General features: G+C 64.9%; 21 protein-coding genes and 1 pseudogene. 13 read left to right on the forward strand and 9 right to left on the reverse strand.

Features of this window, described 5'->3' with window-relative positions:
- The first annotated feature begins 47 nt into the window (after positions 1–47).
- From M1D44_RS14875 to M1D44_RS14895, 5 genes are all read left to right on the forward strand, one after another.
- On the forward strand, positions 48–347 hold the full coding sequence (locus M1D44_RS14875; protein ID WP_316852946.1) for a DUF6916 family protein: 300 nt from the start codon (positions 48–50) through the stop codon (positions 345–347).
- A gap of 8 nt (positions 348–355) precedes the next feature.
- Complete coding sequence (locus tag M1D44_RS14880; protein WP_024977110.1) at positions 356–865, forward strand: GNAT family N-acetyltransferase; 510 nt, start codon at positions 356–358, stop codon at positions 863–865.
- Between the two features lie 80 nt (positions 866–945).
- On the forward strand, positions 946–2,607 hold the full coding sequence (locus tag M1D44_RS14885) for an acyl-CoA dehydrogenase family protein (protein WP_316852947.1): 1,662 nt from the start codon (positions 946–948) through the stop codon (positions 2,605–2,607).
- A gap of 124 nt (positions 2,608–2,731) precedes the next feature.
- A complete protein-coding gene (locus tag M1D44_RS14890; RefSeq protein ID WP_024977112.1) occupies positions 2,732–3,619 on the forward strand; it encodes an amino acid ABC transporter substrate-binding protein in 888 nt (295 codons plus the stop codon).
- A gap of 257 nt (positions 3,620–3,876) precedes the next feature.
- A complete protein-coding gene (locus M1D44_RS14895) occupies positions 3,877–4,785 on the forward strand; it encodes an amino acid ABC transporter substrate-binding protein (protein WP_024977113.1) in 909 nt (302 codons plus the stop codon).
- 305 nt (positions 4,786–5,090) lie between these two features.
- Here M1D44_RS14895 and M1D44_RS14900 read toward each other — a convergent pair whose 3' ends face one another.
- Positions 5,091–6,821: a GMC family oxidoreductase gene (locus M1D44_RS14900; RefSeq protein ID WP_316852948.1), complete on the reverse strand. Its 1,731-nt coding sequence runs from the start codon at positions 6,819–6,821 to the stop codon at positions 5,091–5,093.
- Between the two features lie 351 nt (positions 6,822–7,172).
- Here M1D44_RS14900 and M1D44_RS14905 point away from each other — a divergent pair, with 351 nt between their 5' ends.
- On the forward strand, positions 7,173–8,597 hold the full coding sequence (locus tag M1D44_RS14905) for a coniferyl aldehyde dehydrogenase (RefSeq protein WP_316852949.1): 1,425 nt from the start codon (positions 7,173–7,175) through the stop codon (positions 8,595–8,597).
- Between the two features lie 15 nt (positions 8,598–8,612).
- Here M1D44_RS14905 and M1D44_RS14910 read toward each other — a convergent pair whose 3' ends face one another.
- A complete protein-coding gene (locus M1D44_RS14910; protein ID WP_024977116.1) occupies positions 8,613–9,221 on the reverse strand; it encodes a LysE family translocator in 609 nt (202 codons plus the stop codon).
- A gap of 104 nt (positions 9,222–9,325) precedes the next feature.
- Here M1D44_RS14910 and M1D44_RS14915 point away from each other — a divergent pair, with 104 nt between their 5' ends.
- On the forward strand, positions 9,326–10,210 hold the full coding sequence (locus M1D44_RS14915) for a LysR family transcriptional regulator (protein WP_316684413.1): 885 nt from the start codon (positions 9,326–9,328) through the stop codon (positions 10,208–10,210).
- A gap of 14 nt (positions 10,211–10,224) precedes the next feature.
- Here M1D44_RS14915 and M1D44_RS14920 read toward each other — a convergent pair whose 3' ends face one another.
- Positions 10,225–10,881 carry a VOC family protein gene (locus M1D44_RS14920; RefSeq protein WP_316852950.1) on the reverse strand — a complete coding sequence of 219 codons (657 nt, stop codon included), beginning with the start codon at positions 10,879–10,881 and terminating at the stop codon, positions 10,225–10,227.
- Positions 10,882–10,998: 117 nt separating this feature from the next.
- Positions 10,999–11,283 carry a hypothetical protein gene (locus M1D44_RS14925; protein ID WP_112186392.1) on the reverse strand — a complete coding sequence of 95 codons (285 nt, stop codon included), beginning with the start codon at positions 11,281–11,283 and terminating at the stop codon, positions 10,999–11,001.
- Positions 11,284–11,755: 472 nt separating this feature from the next.
- Between M1D44_RS14925 and M1D44_RS14930 the strand changes: the two are divergent.
- A pseudogene (locus tag M1D44_RS14930) lies at positions 11,756–11,875 on the forward strand (helix-turn-helix domain-containing protein); the annotation flags it as partial.
- Positions 11,876–12,033: 158 nt separating this feature from the next.
- Positions 12,034–12,630, forward strand: coding sequence for a hypothetical protein (locus M1D44_RS14935; protein ID WP_316852951.1), 597 nt, complete (start codon positions 12,034–12,036; stop codon positions 12,628–12,630).
- A 67-nt stretch (positions 12,631–12,697) separates the two neighbouring features.
- Here the strand turns inward: M1D44_RS14935 and M1D44_RS14940 are convergent, their stop codons facing one another.
- Positions 12,698–12,919, reverse strand: coding sequence for a hypothetical protein (locus tag M1D44_RS14940; RefSeq protein ID WP_316852952.1), 222 nt, complete (start codon positions 12,917–12,919; stop codon positions 12,698–12,700).
- A gap of 109 nt (positions 12,920–13,028) precedes the next feature.
- Complete coding sequence (locus tag M1D44_RS14945) at positions 13,029–13,472, reverse strand: acyl-CoA thioesterase (protein ID WP_024977123.1); 444 nt, start codon at positions 13,470–13,472, stop codon at positions 13,029–13,031.
- Between the two features lie 186 nt (positions 13,473–13,658).
- On the opposite strand from M1D44_RS14945, the gene M1D44_RS14950 reads away from it, so the two are divergent.
- Both M1D44_RS14950 and M1D44_RS14955 read left to right on the forward strand, forming a co-directional pair.
- Positions 13,659–14,093 (forward strand): universal stress protein, encoded by a 435-nt coding sequence (locus M1D44_RS14950; RefSeq protein ID WP_024977124.1) that lies wholly within the window; start codon positions 13,659–13,661, stop codon positions 14,091–14,093.
- Between the two features lie 165 nt (positions 14,094–14,258).
- Positions 14,259–14,648 carry a hypothetical protein gene (locus tag M1D44_RS14955; protein WP_316852953.1) on the forward strand — a complete coding sequence of 130 codons (390 nt, stop codon included), beginning with the start codon at positions 14,259–14,261 and terminating at the stop codon, positions 14,646–14,648.
- A 68-nt stretch (positions 14,649–14,716) separates the two neighbouring features.
- Here M1D44_RS14955 and M1D44_RS14960 read toward each other — a convergent pair whose 3' ends face one another.
- Both M1D44_RS14960 and M1D44_RS14965 read right to left on the reverse strand, forming a co-directional pair.
- A complete protein-coding gene (locus M1D44_RS14960) occupies positions 14,717–15,580 on the reverse strand; it encodes a DMT family transporter (RefSeq protein ID WP_316852954.1) in 864 nt (287 codons plus the stop codon).
- Between the two features lie 354 nt (positions 15,581–15,934).
- Positions 15,935–16,207: a metal/formaldehyde-sensitive transcriptional repressor gene (locus M1D44_RS14965; protein WP_024977127.1), complete on the reverse strand. Its 273-nt coding sequence runs from the start codon at positions 16,205–16,207 to the stop codon at positions 15,935–15,937.
- A 98-nt stretch (positions 16,208–16,305) separates the two neighbouring features.
- On the opposite strand from M1D44_RS14965, the gene M1D44_RS14970 reads away from it, so the two are divergent.
- Complete coding sequence (locus tag M1D44_RS14970; protein WP_316852955.1) at positions 16,306–17,427, forward strand: nickel/cobalt efflux protein RcnA; 1,122 nt, start codon at positions 16,306–16,308, stop codon at positions 17,425–17,427.
- A gap of 212 nt (positions 17,428–17,639) precedes the next feature.
- Positions 17,640–17,948, forward strand: coding sequence for a hypothetical protein (locus M1D44_RS14975; protein WP_316852956.1), 309 nt, complete (start codon positions 17,640–17,642; stop codon positions 17,946–17,948).
- Between the two features lie 58 nt (positions 17,949–18,006).
- On the opposite strand, the gene M1D44_RS14980 is transcribed toward M1D44_RS14975, so the two are convergent.
- Positions 18,007–18,903, reverse strand: a complete 897-nt coding sequence (locus M1D44_RS14980; RefSeq protein WP_316852957.1) for a LysR family transcriptional regulator — start codon at positions 18,901–18,903, stop codon at positions 18,007–18,009.
- Between the last annotated feature and the right edge of the window lie 17 nt (positions 18,904–18,920).

An 18,920-nucleotide genomic window follows, 5' to 3' on the forward strand; every position in this document is an offset into this window, starting at 1 on the left:
CCGCCTTTCGGCTCCTCGATTTCCGCATCCGTCTTTTCGTTGCCCCCATGACCCTTTCCGCCGAACTGTTCCAGCCGCATGTCGGCACCGCCTTCTCTGTGCTCCAGGAGCCTGGCCAGATCCCCAATCCGCAGTTCACTCTGCGACTGAACGAAGTGACCACACCCGCGGCACGCCCGGGCCAGCAGGCGTTCTCGCTGTTCTTTACAGGCGATACCTCGTTCACGCTGCGGCAGGGCACGTACTTCCTGCAGCACGACACGCTGGCCGAACAGCCGATGTTTCTGGTACCGATCGCCCGCACCGCAGAAGGCTTCCGCTACCAAGCCTGCTTCAACCTCAGCTGAGGCACCGCATGCCCGTCTTCCGCATTGACCGGCCCGGCACCACGCTGCGCCCCCTGACCGACGCAGACCAGCCCTTCCTCCTGCACCTCTACGGCACCACCCGCGAGGCCGAACTTCAGGCGACCGGCTGGACCGATGAACAGAAAGCGCAGTTCGTCCGGATGCAGTTCGATGCGCAGCAACGGGCGTACTTTGCCTATCCCGACGCGGAGTTCTTCGTGATCGAGCAGGACGGCATACCCGCCGGGCGGATCTATCTGCAGCACCGCCGGGAAGCCCTGCTGATCATCGATATCTCGCTGGTGCCGGAGCAGTGCGGTTCGGGCATCGGCAGCGCGGTGATTTCTGCTGTGTTTGCGCAGGCCTGCGCTTCAGGAAAACGCGTGCAGATCCATGTGGAGCGCTTCAACCCCGCTCAGCGTTTGTATCAGCGAATGGGGTTTCGGCTGGTGGAGGACAAGGGCGTGTATCTGTTTCTCGAGTGGGATGGCGCCGCCAGGCAAGCGGCAACCGTATAGAAATCACCCTCCACCCACCCCCAGCACCAGTGGTCTACCATGGCCCACACAACCAAAAGCACCACGCCAGGAGACTCCCAATGCCCACCGAGGCCACCCACCGCGTCTTCAACCAGGTCTCGGACCTGACCGGCTTCAACCCCTTGACGTCCGACACCACGTTGCAAAGCGCACTCGAACGCCTGGGCGGCGGCTGGAACGCCAGCGCGCTGCAAGCCTTCGGTGATCAGCTCGGCGCCCCCGAGACGCTGCGGTGGGCTGCCGAGGCCAACACATACCACCCCGAACTCCACACCCACAGCCGCACCGGCGAGCGCATCGACGCCATCCGCTTCGACCCCGCCTGGCATGCGCTGCTCGGTTTGATGCGCAGCCAGGGGCTGCAGGCGCTGCCCTTTGCCGAGCCGCGCGCGGGCGCATGGGCCGCCCGCACGGCGGGCTATTACATGCAGGCGCAGATCGAATCCGGCACGCTGTGCCCGGCGACGATGACGTTCGCGAGCATCCCTGTGCTGCAGAAAGAGACCGCGCTGTTTGCCGAACTGGGCCCCCGCCTCTACGCCCGCGAACACGATGCACGCGATCTGCCGTGGCGCCAGAAGACCTCCATCCTTGTCGGCATGGGGATGACCGAAAAGCAGGGCGGCTCCGATGTGCGCAGCAACACCACGGTGGCAACGCCCCTGCGCGGCGAGGGCCGTGGCGCCACATACGCGATCACGGGGCACAAGTGGTTCTTCTCTGCGCCGATGTGCGATGCACACCTGGTGGTCGCGCGCATGGGCGCGGAAGACGGGCCGCTGTCGTGCTTCTTCGTGCCGCGCTTTCGCGACGATGGCAGCAAGAACCCAATCCAGATCCAGCGCCTGAAAGACAAGCTCGGCAACCGTTCCAACGCCAGCTGCGAAGTGGAGTTCCGCGGCGCAGAGGGCATCCTGATCGGCGAGGAAGGGCGCGGCATTCCAACCATCATCGAGATGGCCACGCATACGCGGCTGGATTGCGTGATCGGCAGCGCGGCCATCCTGCGCCACGCGCTGATGCAGGCGCTGCACCACGCACGGCATCGCATGGCCTTCGGCCGCCTGCTGGCTGATCAACCGCTCATGCGCAACGTGCTGGCCGACCTCGCGCTCGAATCGCAAGCCGCGACCTTGCTGATGATGGAACTGGGCAGCGCGTTCGAGCGCGCAGACGTCGATCCGCTGGCCGCGGCATGGAAGCGCATCGTCACGCCCGCCGCCAAGTTCTGGGTCTGCAAGCGCGCCATTGAGGCGACCGGCGAGGCGATGGAAGTCTGGGGCGGCAACGGCTATGTGGAAGAAGGCCCGATGGCGCGCCTGTACCGTGAAGCGCCGGTCAATTCCATCTGGGAGGGCTCGGGCAACGTGATGTGCCTGGACGTGCTGCGCGCCATCGCCCGCACGCCGGACGACGCACTGCGCCTGATGCACGACATTGGCGAGCGCGCGCAGGGCCACCGTGCCGTGCGCGCGGAGCTGGCGGCGCTGCAGGCGATGCTGCACCAGCCCGGCGACATTCAGGAGACGTCTGCCCGCCGCATCGCGCAGGGGCTGGCGCTCACCGCACAGGCCGCCCTGATGCTGGCCCATGCCCACCCCGACGACGCCGAGCGCTTCATCGCCAGCCGCTTCCATCATCAGCATGGCCGCGTGTTCGGCACGCTCGACGGACATGCGCAGGAGTTGGGTGCGGTGCTGCAACGGGCGTGGCCCGTATGAAGATTCTGTGAAGAGAAACGCGGGAAGTCCGGCGTGAAAGCGGGATGAAAGACCACATCGCCTAGGGTAGGGGAGCCGCGCGAGCGCGCTGGCACCAGAAAAATAACCAGACAGGAGACATTCCGTGCCGCACCCGACCCGCGCATTGCTCGCGGCCGGCCTGGCGTTGTGCGCTTTCCAGGCGTTGGCTGCATCCCCCGTGCTTGACCGCATCCGCGATACCGGCGCCGTCCGGCTGGCGTATCGCGAGAACTCCGTACCGTTCTCCTATGTCGATGGCGGCAAGCCGGTGGGGTATTCGATCGACCTCTGCGCGCGGCTGGTCGACGCGATCAAGGTGGCGGTCAAGCGGCCGGACCTGAAGGTGCAGTACGTGCCCGTGACGCCAGCCACGCGCATCGCCGCCATCACCGAGGGCCGCGCAGACCTCGAATGCGGTTCGACCAACAACACGCGCGAGCGCCGCGAGAAGGTAGCGTTCACTATCCCGCATTACATTGCCAGCAGCCGCATGCTGGTGAAGACCAGTTCGGGCATCCACCGCTGGGAAGATCTCAACAACAAAACGGTGGTCTCCACGCGCGGCAGCACGAACGGCGGGCAGATCCGCGCGATGGCCGACGCGCGCGTGCTCAAGGTCAACGTGGTGGAGGCCCGCGACCACGCTGAAGCCTTCGGCATGGTGGCGGCCGGCAAGGCCGATGCGTTTGCGATGGACGATGTGCTGCTCTATGGCTTCCGGGCGACGTCGCCCAACCCGGCGGACTACGCGGTCGTCGGCAGCAACCTGGCTGTGGCGCCGTACGCGATCATGCTCGGCAAGGACGACGCCGAGTTCAAGAAGGTGATCGACCTGGCGATGTCACGCACGATCCTCGATGGCGAGGCGGAAAAGCTCTACAAGAAGTGGTTCCAGCAGCCCATTCCGCCAAATGGCGTGAAGCTGGAGATCCCGATGAGCTTCCTGCTGCGCGACTCGTTCAAGTTCCCCACCGACAAGGTGGCGGACTAGCGCAACGCTTATCAACCATGCACCGAGAAGGTGCTTGAGGGTATACCCGCATTCAGCGCATAATGCGCGCCCATGGCGGCGCGTGACATTGCTTCACGTTTTGGCATTCCCGGGGGGAGTGACGGCGCGCCCCAGCCAATGCTGCGCAGCCGGGCGGATATCGCCCGGCAATCGATTGCGCGCACGGCCGCGTCGATAGGGCCCCGATGCGGTCGGCTGGCCACTAGAAGCCCGAACCTCTCCTAGGACCTTTGACGATGCCGTTCGCTGCGCGCACGTGGCTGCTGGCCGCGCTTGCCATTCCTGCTGCTGTTTCCACCGCTGTCTTCCCGTCCAACGCCGTTGCCGCCACCCCGACGCTCGATCGCATCCGCGATTCGGGCACGGTGCACGTGGCGTATCGGGAAGACTCGATTCCGTTTTCGTACCTCGATGGCACCAAGCCTGTCGGCTACACGATCGATATCTGCTCGCGCCTGATCGATACGATCAAGACCTCGCTCAAGCGCCCGGACCTGAAGGTGCAATACGTGCCGGTGACCGCCGCCACGCGTATGGACGTGGTCGCTTCGGGCAAGGCCGACCTGGAATGCGGCTCGACCAACAACTCGCGCGAGCGCCGTGAGAAGGTCGCCTTCACCATTCCGCACTACATCACCAAGGGCCGCATGCTGGTAAAGGCTGGCTCGCCGATCCAGCAATGGGAAGATCTGAACGGCAAGACGGTGGTGGCCGCGCGCGGATCGACCAATGCCGACCTCGCACGCAAGCTCAACGAGACGGGCATGACGATGCACGTGGTGGACGCCAACGACCTGCGCAGCGCCTTCGCCATGCTGGCCGATGGCCGCGCCAATGCATTTGCCGGTGACGACATCTTGCTCTCGGGCATGCGCGCCACCGCGAAGAACCCGGCTGACTACCGCCTGACGGGCAAGACGCAGCTTGTGTCGTCGTACGCGATCATGCTGAGCAAGCAGGACCCGGAGTTCAAGAAGCTGATCGACCAGTCGATGACGCGGCTGATTGTCGATGGCGAGGTGCCGAAGCTGTACAAGAAGTGGTTTCAGCAGCCGATTCCGCCGAATGGGGTGAATCTAGAGGTGCCGATGAGTTATTTGCTGCGGGATTCGTTTAATACGCCTACGGATAGTGCGGGCAACTAATGCTGGCGGCTGTTTTGTCCCCCCGGGGTGGGTGTTTGTGGTCCATCCCTGGTTTCATCCCCTGCCGGGGCTGACTCACTTTCTTTGTCTTGCCAAAGAAAGTAAGCAAAGAAAGGCGCGCCCGAGATGGCGACTTCTCCTTGAATTTCCATGACCGTGCGGGGAAGGAGGCAAACTCGCTTCGCTCAAACAGGCCTCCTTCCTTTTTCCGCCCGCTCACAGAAATTCAAGGCGCCATCTAGGGCTCCAACGGCCACACCGTTGGTGTGCTTGGGTTGGCGCCTAACGTCTTGATGTCTTGTTGCTCAGTGCACTTCGGCGGGTGCGGCTTGTGCGGAGGTGCTGCTCACCACGTTCAGCGTGGGGCGGCCGCCCTGGCGGATCAGGTCGGCTGCGCGCTCGGCGATCATGATGATGGGGGCGTTGGTGTTGCCGCCGATCAGCGTGGGCATGACCGAGCCGTCGATCACGCGCAGGCCCGTGAGGCCGCGCACGCGCAGTTCCGGGTCGACCACGGCCATGGCGTCGTCCGCGCTGCCCATCTTGCAGGTGCCGACGGGGTGGTAGATGGTGTCGGCGTGCTGGCGGATCAGCGCACGCACGGCTTCGTCGTCGGAGCCATCGCCGCGAATATTTCCGGAATACAACTCACGCCCGCCTAGATCGGCCAGCGGCCGTTGCGCGAAGATGCTCTTCACGGCGCGGAAGCCGGCAAGCATGCCGTTCATATCGTCCGGGTCGGATAGGAAACGCGGATCGATCAGCGGTGCGTCGCGCGTGTCGGCGGTGGCTAGGCGCACTTCACCACGGCTCTTTGGGCGCAGCACGCACACGTGGCATGAATAGCCGTGGCCGTAGTTGAACGTGCGGTTATGGTTGTCGGCCATGGCCACCACGAAGTGCAGTTGCAGATCGGGATCGGCCAGATCGGGCCGGCTCTTGATGAAGCCGCCGGCTTCGGCAAAGTTGGTCGTCAACATGCCGCGACGCTCGCGCCGGTAGCGCAGTATCTGGCCCAGCATGTGGGCGCTGCCGCGCGCGGAATAGCCGATCAAATCCAGGTTGAAGACTTTCTTGTGCAGGATGATGTCGAGGTGGTCCTGCAGGTTCTGGCCGACGCCGGGCAGGTCGTGCACGACGGGAATGCCGAGCGAGCGCAGATGCTCCGCCGGGCCCACACCCGAGGCCATCAGCAACTGCGGCGACCCGAACGCCCCTGATGAGACGATCACCTCGCGACGTGCGCGCAGCGTTTCAGTGCGCCCGCCGCGCTCCACCGTCACGCCTGCCGCGCGCTTGCCCTCGAAGACGATGCGCAGCGCCTGTGTGTCGGGCATCACCGTGAGTTGGCGGCGGTTGCGGCTGAAGGTGGCGTCTGCCTTGTTCCCGCCATGCAGATAGGCGCGCGCGGCGTTCCAGCGCTCGCCGTTGTATTGCGTGACCTGGTATGAGCCGACGCCTTCCTGGTCGGGACCGTTGAAATCGTTGTTGCGGCGGTAGCCTGCTGCCACGCCGGCATCGACAAAGCGTTGTGCGATGGGGTTGCCGGTGCGCAGGTCGCTTACGTGCAGCGGGCCGGTGCCGCCGTGCAGCGCGTCGTCATCGCGGCCAGCAAAGCGTTCGTTGCCTTCGGAGCGCTTGAAGTAGGGCAGCACATCGCTCCAACTCCAGCCGGTGCAGCCAAGCGTCGCCCAGTGGTTGTAGTCGCTGGGCGTGCCACGGATGTAGATCATCGCGTTGAGCGACGAGCTGCCGCCCAGCCCCCGCCCGCGCGGCTGATAGCCCTGACGCCCGCCCAGCCCCGCTTGCGGCACGGTCTGAAATCCATAGTTGCGTTTGTTCTTGAACGGCAGCGACGCCGCGCATCCGGCTGGCACCCATACCGAGAGGTGATGGTCGTGCGGCCCGGCCTCCAGCAGCGCGACGGTCACGTCGGGGTCTTCGGTCAGCCGGCTGGCAAGCGCGCAACCGGCTGAACCTGCGCCGACGATGACGTAGTCGAAAGTGAGCGCGGATGTCTGCGATTCGGTGGCCATGGGTGTCTCCGGATGGTTTTCTAATGGGCGAGCGACGCCGCCGGCTTATTGCCGGTCACGAGTTCACATCCTAGGCGTGCCGGGTTGTTTCAAACGACCGGGCTTACCCGCATTAGAGGCATCGTTCGATGTCATGCAACAAAGCGGCGGGAGGCCGCACCCAAACCCTTTAGCTGACGCCAACAGCGGGACATTGCATTGCAGCAATTCAGGGCTGGCACACGGTTGCGCGCGCTCACGCAGGCCGGGCATGCCGCACACCGGGCGGCTGTATCAGACCGTCGCCAAGGCGTCTGCCGACCATACTGCTTTGCAATTGCGCCGATCCGCCAACCTTGCCAGGAGCCCCCCATGCAACCTGCCGATCTGCCCGCCCCGCACCTGCTTCGCATGCAGCAGACCTTTGAAGCCATGCGCGCTGCCCACCAGGCCGACATGCTGCCTGCCTGGCCTGTGCGCCGCGATCGCCTGATGCGTCTGAAGCGCGTCGTCATGGACAACCGCGACGCCATCGCGCAGGCCGTCAGCGCAGACTTCGGCAACCGCTCGCGGCAGGAGACGGACCTGCTGGAGATCTTCCCGAGCGTGGACGGCATCAAGCATGCGCTCTCGCACGGCAAGCGCTGGATGCGCGTGCAGCGCCGGGGCGTGAGCCTGTGGTTCCGGCCCGCCAGCACGCGGCTGATTCCGCAACCGCTGGGCGTGGCCGGCATCGTCGTGCCGTGGAACTACCCGATCTACCTGACCATCGGGCCGCTGGTGTCTGCGCTGGCGGCGGGCAACCGCGCCATGGTCAAGCTGTCGGAATACACGCCGCGCTTTTCCGCCCTGTTTGCCGATCTGGTCGAGCGCACCTTTGCCGCTGATGAAGTGGGCGTCGTCAATGGCGATGCCACCGTGGCCGAGGCGTTCTCGCGACTGCCGTTCGACCACCTGTTGTTCACGGGCTCGACCAACGTCGGCCACCACGTCATGCGCGCCGCGGCAGACAACCTCACGCCGGTCACGCTGGAGCTGAGCGGCAAATCACCCACGATCATCGGGCCCGATGCGGATTTCGACCGCGCGGTAGAGCGCACGCTGGTGGGCAAGCTGCTCAACGCCGGGCAGACCTGCGTGGCGCCCGACTACGTATTGCTGCCCGCCGGCACCGAGCAGCGTTTTATCGATGCGGCACGCAAGCTGGTCGGCAAGATGTACCCCGACATGGCGCGCAACCGCGACTACACCACGCTCATCAGCCCACGCCACTTCCAGCGCATGGCCAGCCTGGCCGACGAGGCTCGCGAGCAGGGCGCGCAGATCCTGCCGCTGACCAACGCCATGCCCGACGAAGGCACGCGCCAGTTTCCGCCCGCGCTCATCACGGGCGGCACCGAGGCAATGCGTGTGATGCAGGAAGAAATCTTCGGCCCGCTGCTGCCGCTGGTGCCGTATCGCACGCTGGACGAAGCGCTGGACTACATCAACGCCCGCCCACGGCCCCTCGCGCTGTACCTCTTCGAGCGCAACGGCGCCACGGTCGACCGCGTGATGGCCGGCACGATTGCCGGCGGCGTGTGCATCAACGAGACGCTGCTGCACGTGGCGCAGGACGACCTGCCCTTTGGCGGCGTGGGCGCCAGCGGCATGGGCGCGTACCACGGCATCCACGGGTTCGAGCGGTTCTCGAAGATGAAGCCGGTGTTTCGGCAATCGGCCATCAACGGGCTGGGCCTGTTCCGTGCCCCGTACGGCAAGACGTTTGAGGCGATGATGAAGCTCTTGGTGCGCTGATCGACGGGCACCCGATCACGGCTGCCACATCGGCACGATCGAGACGGCCAGCAGCATGCCCAGCACCGCATTGAGCACACGCCACTGGCGCGGCGTCTTCAACAGCCGCGCCAGCACGATCCCGGCCGCGCACCACAGCGACAGCGACGCCAGCGCGGCCAACCCAAAGGTCGCGCCCAGCAGCGCCGCCAACTGCAGCGGGCCGCTGGCCAGCATCGCAAATGAAGCCGCCGCGCCCAGCGCCATTGCCCAGCCCTTGGGGTTCAGCCACAGCAGGCAGGCGCCGCCAAACAGCGTGGTCGGCACCGTGGCGGCGGCATTGAGATTGGGCGGACCGCTGCGCGCCACTTTCCACGCCAGCCACAGCAGATAGGCCGAACCCGCCCCCTTCATCACCAGCAGCAGCCCCGGCGCAGCCATCAGCAACCCGGCCAAGCCCGCTGCCGCACCCGCGGCCAACGAAGCCAGCCCGACGGCAATGCCCACCATGAGCGGAATCGAGCGCCGAAACCCGAATTGCGACCCGGAGGCTGTCGCCAGCGTCGTCGCCCCGCCCGGCGACACGGTAGACACCACGGCAAACAACACCAGCGGCGCGATGGAGGAAAACGCTTCGACGGCCATAGTCGGCACTCTTGGGTGGTGACGGATGGCCCACTGTAGAGCGCGCAAAACCATTAGCAAATCGAAGGTTTTTGATGCGGTCCATTAGCATCTAGAATGCTTCGATGGCCAAGAACCTCGACATCACCCTCGTGCGCACCTTCATTGCCGTGGCGGAAAACGCCAGCATGACGGTGGCCGCCAACGCGCTGCACCTCACGCAGGGCGCCGTCAGCCAACAGATCAAGCGGCTCGAAGATGCCTTCGAATGCCGCCTGTTCGAGCGCGACGGCCGGCGGCTGGAACTCACCCACGCGGGTGAACGCTTCCTCGGCCGCGCCAAACGCCTGCTCGCGCTCAACGATGAAATCTGGGCCGACATGGCCGCCCGCCCGCTGCAGGGCCCGGTGCGTCTGGGCGTGCCTTACGACCTGGTAGGCACCGTTTTCCCGCCGATCTTCAAGGCGTTTACCGAGGCGTGGCCGTCGGTGGAGTTGACCATCGTGTGCGGCACCTCGCCCGAGCTGGCGGAGGGCATTGCGCGCGGCGAGCTGGACGTCGCCGTGGTCGAAGCCCCGGTGGATGAAGCCACGGGCGAATGCCTGTGCGTGGAGCGTCTGGTGTGGGTCGGCCCGCGCGGCGGCAACGTGCACGCAAAGCGGCCGCTGCCGCTGTCGATGGTGGATGAGAGCTGCGCCTTCCGCGCCCGCGTGCTGAAAGCCCTGGGCGAGCACGGCATCGAATGGCGCACGGTGTTCGAGAGCGGCAACATTGAAGCGACCACCGCCACGGTGCGCACCGGGCTGGCCGTCACGGCATGGCTGACGCCGACGGTGCCGGCGGACCTGGACATCCTCGGGCCTGAAGCTGGCCTGCCTGAACTGCCGATGTTTGCGATCAGCCTGCTGTTGCCCGCGCAAGGTGCGAGCGCGGCGGCGCTGGCGTTGGCCCAGTGCGTGCGCGATGGGTTCTCTACGCGGCAGCGGGTGGGGGAGCGGCGCGCCGCCTGACCCGTGGCCGGCGGTTACAGCCCGCCGCCTTCGATCTGCACGCGCCCATTCGGCGTATCGAGCACAAGCGTCAAAGCCGGCCGCGCCGCCTCGGTCAATTCCACGTATCGGTTCTCCGGTTCGGAAGCATCCCAACCCAGCCCCTGAAGCTTTGTGCGGATGGCCGCCATCTCCGGATGTGCGAGTTGGAATTGGTTCAGGCGCAACCCAACCTCCTGCATCCGGTCGACTGGGCTTTGGCCGCCTGCCCAGTCGATGAGCGCCGGCAAGCATCCGCCGGCCTCCGCTTGACCATCCTTGCGGTGGAAGAAGTGCCAACGCAAATCGCCACGGGACACCTCAAGCAATTCGTGCTGCGGGGCAGCCTTAACGTTGCGCGCCAGATCGGGAACGCTGGCAACCCAGCCGAACAGTTGGGGCGCATCTTTCAGCTTGCCTTCCTGCATCAGGCGGTCCAGTGCAAACCAGCGCGTCCTATTAGGCGGCGGCGCCTCGGGGTCGATGGCGATGAACTCCAGAAAGACGCCGGGCGCGACGCGTGTGACCAGGTTGTGCGTGCCCATCAAGGGATGCTTGCCGCCTGCAGGCAGCGCGACGCCAAACAACTGCGAGGCATACGCCTGCGCCTGGTCGAGGGATTGCGCGACGAACGCAATGTGATCGAGCTTCAAAATGGCTCCCGCTGTATCGGTCTGAAACCGGAGAGCCCAGCATGCCACAGCGCCTTTCAGGGCGTTGCAGCCTCGTGCCGGCATCCCCGCCCGTCTCGGGGACGTGTCTATCTGTTCTTATGCGGCGGAGACCCGCCGGCGCTCAATGGCGGCCAACACCTCCCACGTGTGCGGGTCCACGTCGCTCCCCCCGAGCGACATCGACAGATACGCGTCGATGGCATCGATAAAGCCTTTCACGAATGCCTGCGGATACGCGTGTTCCGAGAAGTACGTGAGCTGCTCGCGCAGCCTGCCGGGCCGGCAATGACCGGGGTCGCGCATGACGCTGTGCGTGCGGCACAGAAACGCGCGTGCCGAGACCGCACCGTCAAGGTAGATGCGGTTTTGGGTCAGAGACATGCGGCACCTCCCGGTTGCGTGGGAAGCCTGCAGCGCCAAGGTGGAGAAGGGTAAGACGCGGGGCGATGCCCGCTGAGTGCGGTAGCCATGTGGCCTCCGGGGATAGGTTGATGGAGGCTCGCCGCTCGCTGCTAAACGAGGGTGGCGGGCCTGACGACGGCGTTAGCAGACCGGCCCTATCCCAGCTACCGGCAGACCCGAAGGTCTCACCGCCCGGCCCGCCATAAAACACATAGGCGTGCACAAGCACCGGACACAAAAATGCCGCGCGGAGGCGGCTGTCCGTCTGGGAAAAAGGGGTGGGCTGCTAAACCCAGTCACCGTTGGTGCGGTGACGGTGAGGATTATATGTGCCGAAATTCAACTGTGGCGCCCCAAAGCGTCCGGTTGAGGCCAATTCCTATAGTGGCCGTCTACATCGGCGGCTAAGTTCGTGTCCGATTTCTGCTCGGCTGGCCTATGGAGATTTGGAATGGCAAAAACCCGCTTCAAGAGCGATGCATCAGCAGCAATTTACAGCGCGGTATCCGATTTACATCGCGCCGGTCTCATCAATGCAAAGACGCTGCGTGAATACCACGAGCTGTGTGTCGTGCCCGTACAGAAGCCCGCTGACAAACCGGATGATTCGTCGCCGCCGGACTGCGAAGCCCCCGCTAAGGGCGATTGATTTTGCAAACCCAGCCTCGGAGAATGTGTGCGATCTCTCTTTGGCGTTTCAATAGAGTTCGCCCCACCAAAAGCGGCACGATGCTGAAAGCAATCTGGACAATGCTGCCCCGCAAGCGGGTTACGACAACGGCCGAAGCACCGGAGAACAACCATGTTCGGCACGTGGCAGCGGCCTTCCATAACCGCGAGGAATTCCAGCGACGGGCTGCGGCGGCCGCATTGGTACTTGGCAGCAATACGATCGACACGCTCGTTGGTCTATTGCGCAGTGAACATACGCCCGCTGACGCACTGGCACCTCAATTCGCTGGGCTTGGTGCTTGGCTAACCGCACGTCAGTTCGCCATCTTCGAAGTTTTCTACCACTTCGGTGCACCTGCCGTTCCTACCTTGCTGAGTTTTATCCGCGGGGAGTACGACTGGACGCAAGGCAACGCCATCGAAATACTGTGCAGGCTATATGCAAAGGGAGTCGCACCGGCATCAGCGTTTGAATTGCTGAAGGAAACGATTCCGTCGATGCGCGAGGAGGCGTTGATTTATGCCGCAGGTCCGCTGCGCAGGCTCGGGCAGCAGGACACAACGCTCAGTGGCGTTCTGGAAGAGCTTTTGGAGATACCCGAGTTCTCCGACGCGTACCAATACACGGTGACGGGCACGTGGCCATCGGCGTAGTAGTAGCAAAACAAAAACCCCGCCAACCGGCGGGGTCCCCAAATCCTTTTGAGCGCCTGCAAGCAAATCAGGCTTGCGGTGCAGCCCCTTCTTCCGGAGCTGCCTCGGCGCCTTCGGCCTTGGCTTCATCCTTCTTTTCGATCATCTCTTCCAGCGCGCCCGCACCCTTGAAACCGGCGACGGCGGCAACCGCCTTGGTCAGCAGGCCGGCATCCGGATCGACTTTCTCGGCGGCTTCAACGGCGGCGACGGCGCCGGCGATCTTGCCCACTTCATCCAACAGTCCCATGGTCACCTCCGCGTGATTGAACGGGAGAGCAATCTTCCCACCGGCAAGCGGCGGAAGTGCAATCAAAGTTAAAAATTTCTGGCGGGCGGTCGTTTGCGTACAGCGCGCGTCACTCCGCTTCTGCGCCGGCAGGGGTGGCAGTGAGCGCGGCAAGGCGCTGTCGGGCGCTGTCGGTAATCGGGCTCGATTGGCGGGTGGCAACGTCGATCTGCACAATCACCGATTGCGAGGTGGCGGCGCAGCGGCCATTCTGAAAGATGGCCTGTTCCAGCTTGACCGAGCTGCGGCCGACGCTTGCCACGCGCGTGCCGATCTGCACGGAGCCGGGCCAGAGAATCTCGCTGCGGAAGTCGAGCACGAGCTGCGCGATGACGAACTCGCAGCCGGGCGCGGCCAGCGGGTTGTCGGGGGAGAACAGCATCTCTACGCGGCCCGTCTCCAGGTACGTGGCGAAGACGGCGTTGTTGACGTGGCCCTGGCGGTCGGTGTCGCCGTAGCGGAGCTTGTCGGTCGAGTGCAGCGGGTAATCGGAAAGGGATGGCGTGGTCGTCATGTGGGGGGGCGCGAAGTCTGGGGCAACCTGCGCATTCTGCCTGCCTTCCTGTGCAAACGCTGACAGCGTGACTGCTCCACAGCGCTTCCGTTGACTCGTATCAACGCGTTGCTTTCAGCAGCGCTTAAGTTGGAAGCAGACACCGACCGCGCACGGGCGCGGCCGCGGACATGGCAAGGAGGCCACATGAAAACCCTGGTACTGGCGACGGACGGATCGGCCTATTCCGATGCGGCAGCGCGCTGCATTGCCGACAAGACCCTCTTCGGCAGCGATGTGACGGTGCACGTCGTGCACTGCATGCCGGACCTTTCGGGCGATATCAAGTCGCTCGTCGGCAAGGCAGAGGTCGACGCTTGGTACGCGGAGGAAAGCACCGGCGCCATGGCATCGGTCTGCGCGGTCCTGGGTGCGGCTGGCGTGCCGTTCGAGCAGCATGCACTGGTGGGTTTTCCGCCCGACCGCATCGTGCATCACGCGCAAAGCGCGGGGGCCGCGGCCATCGTCATGGGCTCGCATGGGCGCGGCGTGTTCGTCGAAGCCCTGATGGGCTCGGTGGCAGGCCGGGTGCTGGCCCATGCCGAATGCCCGGTGGTGCTGGTGAAGGCGCCCAAGGCTTGATGGTGGCGGGGAGCGCGGAGCAGTTCAGCTCCGCCGCGCGCAGCGCTACCCCTGTAGTCAGTCGTTACTGCTGACGATGGGAGCAGCTGAGCGCGCATTGGCGCACAGGCTGACGCGGCATGGTCTAGGATGAAGGCTTCTTTTCGTCACATCCTGGGGGACCCCATGTCGCATCGCCGCCGTCTTGCGCTCGCCTTCGCGGGCGCCGCGCTTTTTGCTGCCGCCACGCCTTCGTTCGCCTATTTCCGTAACGTGCTGGCCAGCACCATCATCGGCTCGATGAGCCCGACGGAGCTGAAGTCGTTCACCAAGGCCATCGGCGATACGCTCAAGAGCACCGCCGACAACACGCCCGCGCAATGGACCGCGCCGGCCAGAGGCAAGCAACCCGCCATCGACGCGACCATCACGCCGCTGGAATCCAAGACAGACGCAGGGCAATCGTGCCGCCGCCTGCAGAGCGAGCTGGCACGCGGCAGCAGCAAGGAACAGTGGACGGCATGGCTGTGCAAGCAACCGAGCGAGGAATGGAAGTTGCGGCCGCTGGCGCCGTAAGGCATCGGCCACCGGGCGGCGATGGTTGAGCGAGCCACCAAGACCGGATGGCTCGCCCCCGGCTTCAATCAGCAGGCCGCCGGAAACACCACCGCCAACCCCAGCAGAATCATCGCCATGCCCGCCATTGCAACCGGCGCAAGGCGATGCCCCAGCACCCTATCATCCAGCAGCGCCGTGACCACCGGCACAAGGTAGAACAGGCTCGTCACGTTGACGAGGTTGCCGCGCTGCATGAGCCGGTAGAAGAGCAACTGCGCCCCCACCGACATCACCACGCCCATCCACAGCAAGGCGGCGATGCCGGGCAGGCTGAGCGTGAAAGTCGGTGTTTGCGCGGGCAGCGCCAATGCAAACCCCGCACACAGAACGAGGCTCACCGCGTTCTGCAGCGGCAGCGTATCGATGGGCAACTGGTTCAGCCGCTTCTGGCAGATGGCGCCCACCGTCATGCCAAGGAGGGCGGCCAGCGCATAGCCGAGACCGACCATCGGCACCTGGTGCGCATCGGCTCCGCCCACCACGAGCGATAGGCCGCCCAGTGCCAGCACGAGCCCGGCCATCCGCCGCGCAGACCACGTGCGCTCGGTCACCAGCAGCGTGAGCAGCGGCTGCACGCCGAGCACCGTTGCCAGCAGCCCGGGCGTGAGGCCGCGGTCCAGCGCGAGCAGGTAGCAGATCGAGTAGCCGCCGGTGAGCAACGCACCGGTGGCGGCCACCTTCAGGCGTGACCCCCGCGCCGGCCACCATTGCCCCCGCCGGAACCCGAGCCCCGCCAGCACCAAAGACGCGAGCGCAAAGCGCCCGACCAGAAACGCGAACGCCGGGACATGCTGCACCCCGATCTCCGCAAAGATTGCGCCGCTGCTCCACAGCAGCACGAATAGAACCGTCGCGCCGGACCCTGCCAGCGCGGCTTGCATGGAACGCATACCACTCACCTGTCGAAAAAGGATGTCGGGTTCCGGCGCGCAGGCGAGCGCCTGCCTCGGGCGTGTGCCCGAGCCTGGTTCAGGTCAACCGGAAACGAAGCGGCTGGACGTCAGCCGAGTGCGGGCAGATGTGGCGGCGGCGGCGCGCCGACGTCGTAGCCCGAACAGACGACAGGAGGAGGGAAGGGGCCGGGCCGCACGCACACGTCATCCACGCGGGCGCGAGGGCCGGCGGCGAGGAGGGTGGCGTGAAGTCGGGACATGAAGACGAAGATTCGGAGAATCGAAGAATCAGAATTGGCCGATGGCGTTGGAGCAGCCTATCGGGGTCGCGCGCATAGCGCAAGGTTGGCGCTACTTCAGGTACGACTTGATCACTTGCATCACCGTGTCGAGATCTTCCTGGCGCTGCGCCTCGGCGGGTTCCTTCACGACGTGATCCGTCAGGTGGCCCTCGATGACCGCCGCCATCAGCCCGTTGACCGCGCCGCGAATGGCCGCAATCTGCTGCAGGATGGCCGTGCAATCGCCCTCTTCAGCGAGTTGTTTTTCCAACGCTGCGGCTTGCCCCTGGATACGCCGCACGCGCGCCAGCAGCTTGGCTTTATCGCGGATGGTATGGGCCATGGATCAGGTATCGAGGTGGTGTAAATGATGCGGGAGGGTAGCATCACTATACTAGGGGGGAGTATATTTCGCCTACCCGAATTTATTGACTGCCATCCATGACCGCCTTCACCACCCTGCTACAGCAAGGCAACGCCTGGCTGTTCGTTCCCAGTGCGATCCTGCTGGGTGCGCTTCATGGCCTGGAGCCTGGGCATTCCAAGACGATGATGGCGGCGTTCATTGTTGCGATCCGCGGCACGCTCACGCAGGCGGTGTTGCTGGGGCTGTCGGCCACGGTGTCGCACACGGCGGTGGTGTGGGCAGTAGCCATGGCAGGCCTGTACTTCGGCCGCAACTGGAACGCCGAAACCACCGAACCGTATTTTCAGGTGGTGTCTGCCGTGCTGATCGTGGCCGTGGCAGCGTGGATGATGTGGCGCACCTGGCGCAGTACCCACGCGGCGCACGACCACGACCACGACCATCATCACCATGATCACGATCACGGCCATGACGAGGTTCAGCGCATCGACACCGGCCATGGCGTCGTGAAGTTGGCGATCTTTGAAGACGGCGTTCCGCCGCGCTTCCGGCTGACGCGCGAGGGCACGCGCGGCACCGCTTGGTCGGCCGAGCAGGTGCAGGTTGTGACCGAGCGGCCCGACGGCAGCCTGCAAACCTTCCGCTTCGTCCAGCGCGATGGCTTTCTGGAATCGGAGCAATCCATTCCCGAGCCGCACGCCTTTGTGGCGCGCCTGTCGCTTGGGCACGAACACCATCGGCATGACTATGACGTCACGTTCACCGAGCACGACCACGACCATGGCGGGCTCGATGTGTCCTCTGCCGAATACCAGGACGCCCACGAACGCGCGCACGCCAACGACATCCGCCACCGCTTTGCCAACCGTGAAGTGACCACGGGCCAGATCATCGTGTTCGGGCTCACCGGCGGGCTGATTCCGTGCCCGGCGTCGATCACCGTGCTGCTGTTGTGCCTGCAACTCAAGAAGATCACCTTGGGCGCAGCGCTGGTGCTGTGCTTCAGCATTGGGCTGGCGCTCACGCTGGTGGCGTCTGGCGCGCTGGCGGCGCTGAGCGTGAAACACGTCTCCCGCCGCTGGGGTGGCTTTGGTGAGTTTGCGCGCAAGGCGCCGTACCTCTCGGGCGCGCTGATTGCCCTAGTGGGGCTGTACGTGGGCTGGCAGGGCATGCACGGGCTGATGCAACTGCCGTAGCAACGTCCACGTTTTTTTCTGCAAGGCTGCATCCACTGCCGCGCGGCCTGCGTATCTGCAGGTACAGGTTGGTGCGGCATGTTTTTCGTCGATGCAGTGTCAGGTTTGCATGCGCACCGCGACCAACCTGTGGGATCCGGGCGGCCACGCTCCGCCAGCGATCCGATGGGATGCCGCCTCCGGCGGCACGTTCACCGCTCGAGGAGTTCACCATGCATACCCGCCGCATTACCCTGGCCTTGCTTGCCACGCTTTCCGCTTCTGCCGCACTGTTCATCGCGCAACCGGCTTCGGCCGCGCAGGCCAAGTACGATCCGTACACGCAAGGCGCCGTCGACAAGACGGACCCGTTCACGCAAGGTGCAGACCGTCAGGCTGATACCTACGGCTATCTGTCGTGGAAGTACGATCGCTTCGATCCGTATGCGCAAGGCGCGGATCGGCAAGCCAGCGCACATGATGCGCTCGCATGGCGCGGCGATACGAGCTACCCCGGCGGCACGGACGGCGCAAGCGCATGATCGGCTGCGTATGGCATGAGAGGGGCCGCTAAGAGACACGGCCCCCTCTGCGCCGGCATCACGTCGACGGCGTTGCCCCCTCGACGATCCGGTCATATAGCGCACGTGCCGCTGGCGACAACTGCGCCGCCTTGCGCGTGACGAGCACCAGCGTGCGCGACACTTCCGGCTCGACCAGTTCCACCGTGCGGATCATTGGATACGCATTCTTCTGAATGGCGAGCCGCGGCACCACCGCCGCGCCCAACCCTTCCGCCACCAAGCCGAGTGCTGTTGAACTGCGCTGCACTTCGTAGAACGAATGCAGCATCACGCCACTCGCCTTGAGCGCGCCGTCGAGCAGGCTGCGGTTGCCGCTGACCTCGCCGGCAAAGATGAGCGGGTGGGGCTGCAAGGCTTGCCATCGGATGCGGCGGCGCTTGGCCAACGGATGATCGTCGCGGCAGACAAGGACATACGGATCGCTCGTCAGCGGCACGCTCACCAACTCCGGATGCTGGTCGCCCGCAATGCTGATGCCGAACTCGGCCTCACGCCGCAGCACCGCTTGCAGCACAGACGCCGATGCATGGTCGAGAATCTTCACGCGATCGTGCGGGCGGTGCTCGGAGAACGCGCGCAAGATGCGCGGCAGATATTGCACACCCACCGTCGGCACGCACGCGATCGTGATGTCGCCGCGCTGGCTCAGGCCGGTCTCGCGAATCTCCGTGAGCGCATCGGACAGCTCGTTGAGCAGACGCCGCGCCTGCGGCAGGAAGCGTTCACCGATTTCCGTCAGCTCGGTCCGGCGCGTGGTGCGCTCCACCAGCGCGACGCCCAGGAACGCCTCCAACTTGCGCAGGCGCTGCGTGATCGCAGTCTGCGTCACGTGCAGCGTGTCAGCAGCTTGCGTGAAGCTGCCGCACTCCGCAATCGCCACAAATGCCTGCACGCCCAGCGTATCGATTTTCATCAGCGTAGTGAATCAAT

The sequence above is a fragment of the Ralstonia sp. SA306 genome (assembly GCF_054792405.1).

Excerpts from the sequence above, each read along its gene's own strand:
- M1D44_RS14980 (WP_316852957.1), bottom strand. The coding sequence starts at position 18,903 with ATGAAAATCGATACGCTGGGCGTGCAGGCATTTGTGGCGATTGCGGAG.
- M1D44_RS14885 (WP_316852947.1), top strand. The coding sequence starts at position 946 with ATGCCCACCGAGGCCACCCACCGCGTCTTCAACCAGGTCTCGGACCTG.
- M1D44_RS14955 (WP_316852953.1), top strand. The coding sequence starts at position 14,259 with ATGTCGCATCGCCGCCGTCTTGCGCTCGCCTTCGCGGGCGCCGCGCTT.
- M1D44_RS14910 (WP_024977116.1), bottom strand. The coding sequence starts at position 9,221 with ATGGCCGTCGAAGCGTTTTCCTCCATCGCGCCGCTGGTGTTGTTTGCC.
- M1D44_RS14875 (WP_316852946.1), top strand. The coding sequence starts at position 48 with ATGACCCTTTCCGCCGAACTGTTCCAGCCGCATGTCGGCACCGCCTTC.
- M1D44_RS14960 (WP_316852954.1), bottom strand. The coding sequence starts at position 15,580 with ATGCGTTCCATGCAAGCCGCGCTGGCAGGGTCCGGCGCGACGGTTCTA.
- M1D44_RS14945 (WP_024977123.1), bottom strand. The coding sequence starts at position 13,472 with ATGACGACCACGCCATCCCTTTCCGATTACCCGCTGCACTCGACCGAC.
- M1D44_RS14905 (WP_316852949.1), top strand. The coding sequence starts at position 7,173 with ATGCAACCTGCCGATCTGCCCGCCCCGCACCTGCTTCGCATGCAGCAG.
- M1D44_RS14880 (WP_024977110.1), top strand. The coding sequence starts at position 356 with ATGCCCGTCTTCCGCATTGACCGGCCCGGCACCACGCTGCGCCCCCTG.
- M1D44_RS14935 (WP_316852951.1), top strand. The coding sequence starts at position 12,034 with ATGCTGAAAGCAATCTGGACAATGCTGCCCCGCAAGCGGGTTACGACA.
- M1D44_RS14975 (WP_316852956.1), top strand. The coding sequence starts at position 17,640 with ATGCATACCCGCCGCATTACCCTGGCCTTGCTTGCCACGCTTTCCGCT.
- M1D44_RS14970 (WP_316852955.1), top strand. The coding sequence starts at position 16,306 with ATGACCGCCTTCACCACCCTGCTACAGCAAGGCAACGCCTGGCTGTTC.
- M1D44_RS14965 (WP_024977127.1), bottom strand. The coding sequence starts at position 16,207 with ATGGCCCATACCATCCGCGATAAAGCCAAGCTGCTGGCGCGCGTGCGG.
- M1D44_RS14900 (WP_316852948.1), bottom strand. The coding sequence starts at position 6,821 with ATGGCCACCGAATCGCAGACATCCGCGCTCACTTTCGACTACGTCATC.
- M1D44_RS14895 (WP_024977113.1), top strand. The coding sequence starts at position 3,877 with ATGCCGTTCGCTGCGCGCACGTGGCTGCTGGCCGCGCTTGCCATTCCT.
- M1D44_RS14950 (WP_024977124.1), top strand. The coding sequence starts at position 13,659 with ATGAAAACCCTGGTACTGGCGACGGACGGATCGGCCTATTCCGATGCG.
- M1D44_RS14940 (WP_316852952.1), bottom strand. The coding sequence starts at position 12,919 with ATGGGACTGTTGGATGAAGTGGGCAAGATCGCCGGCGCCGTCGCCGCC.
- M1D44_RS14915 (WP_316684413.1), top strand. The coding sequence starts at position 9,326 with ATGGCCAAGAACCTCGACATCACCCTCGTGCGCACCTTCATTGCCGTG.
- M1D44_RS14925 (WP_112186392.1), bottom strand. The coding sequence starts at position 11,283 with ATGTCTCTGACCCAAAACCGCATCTACCTTGACGGTGCGGTCTCGGCA.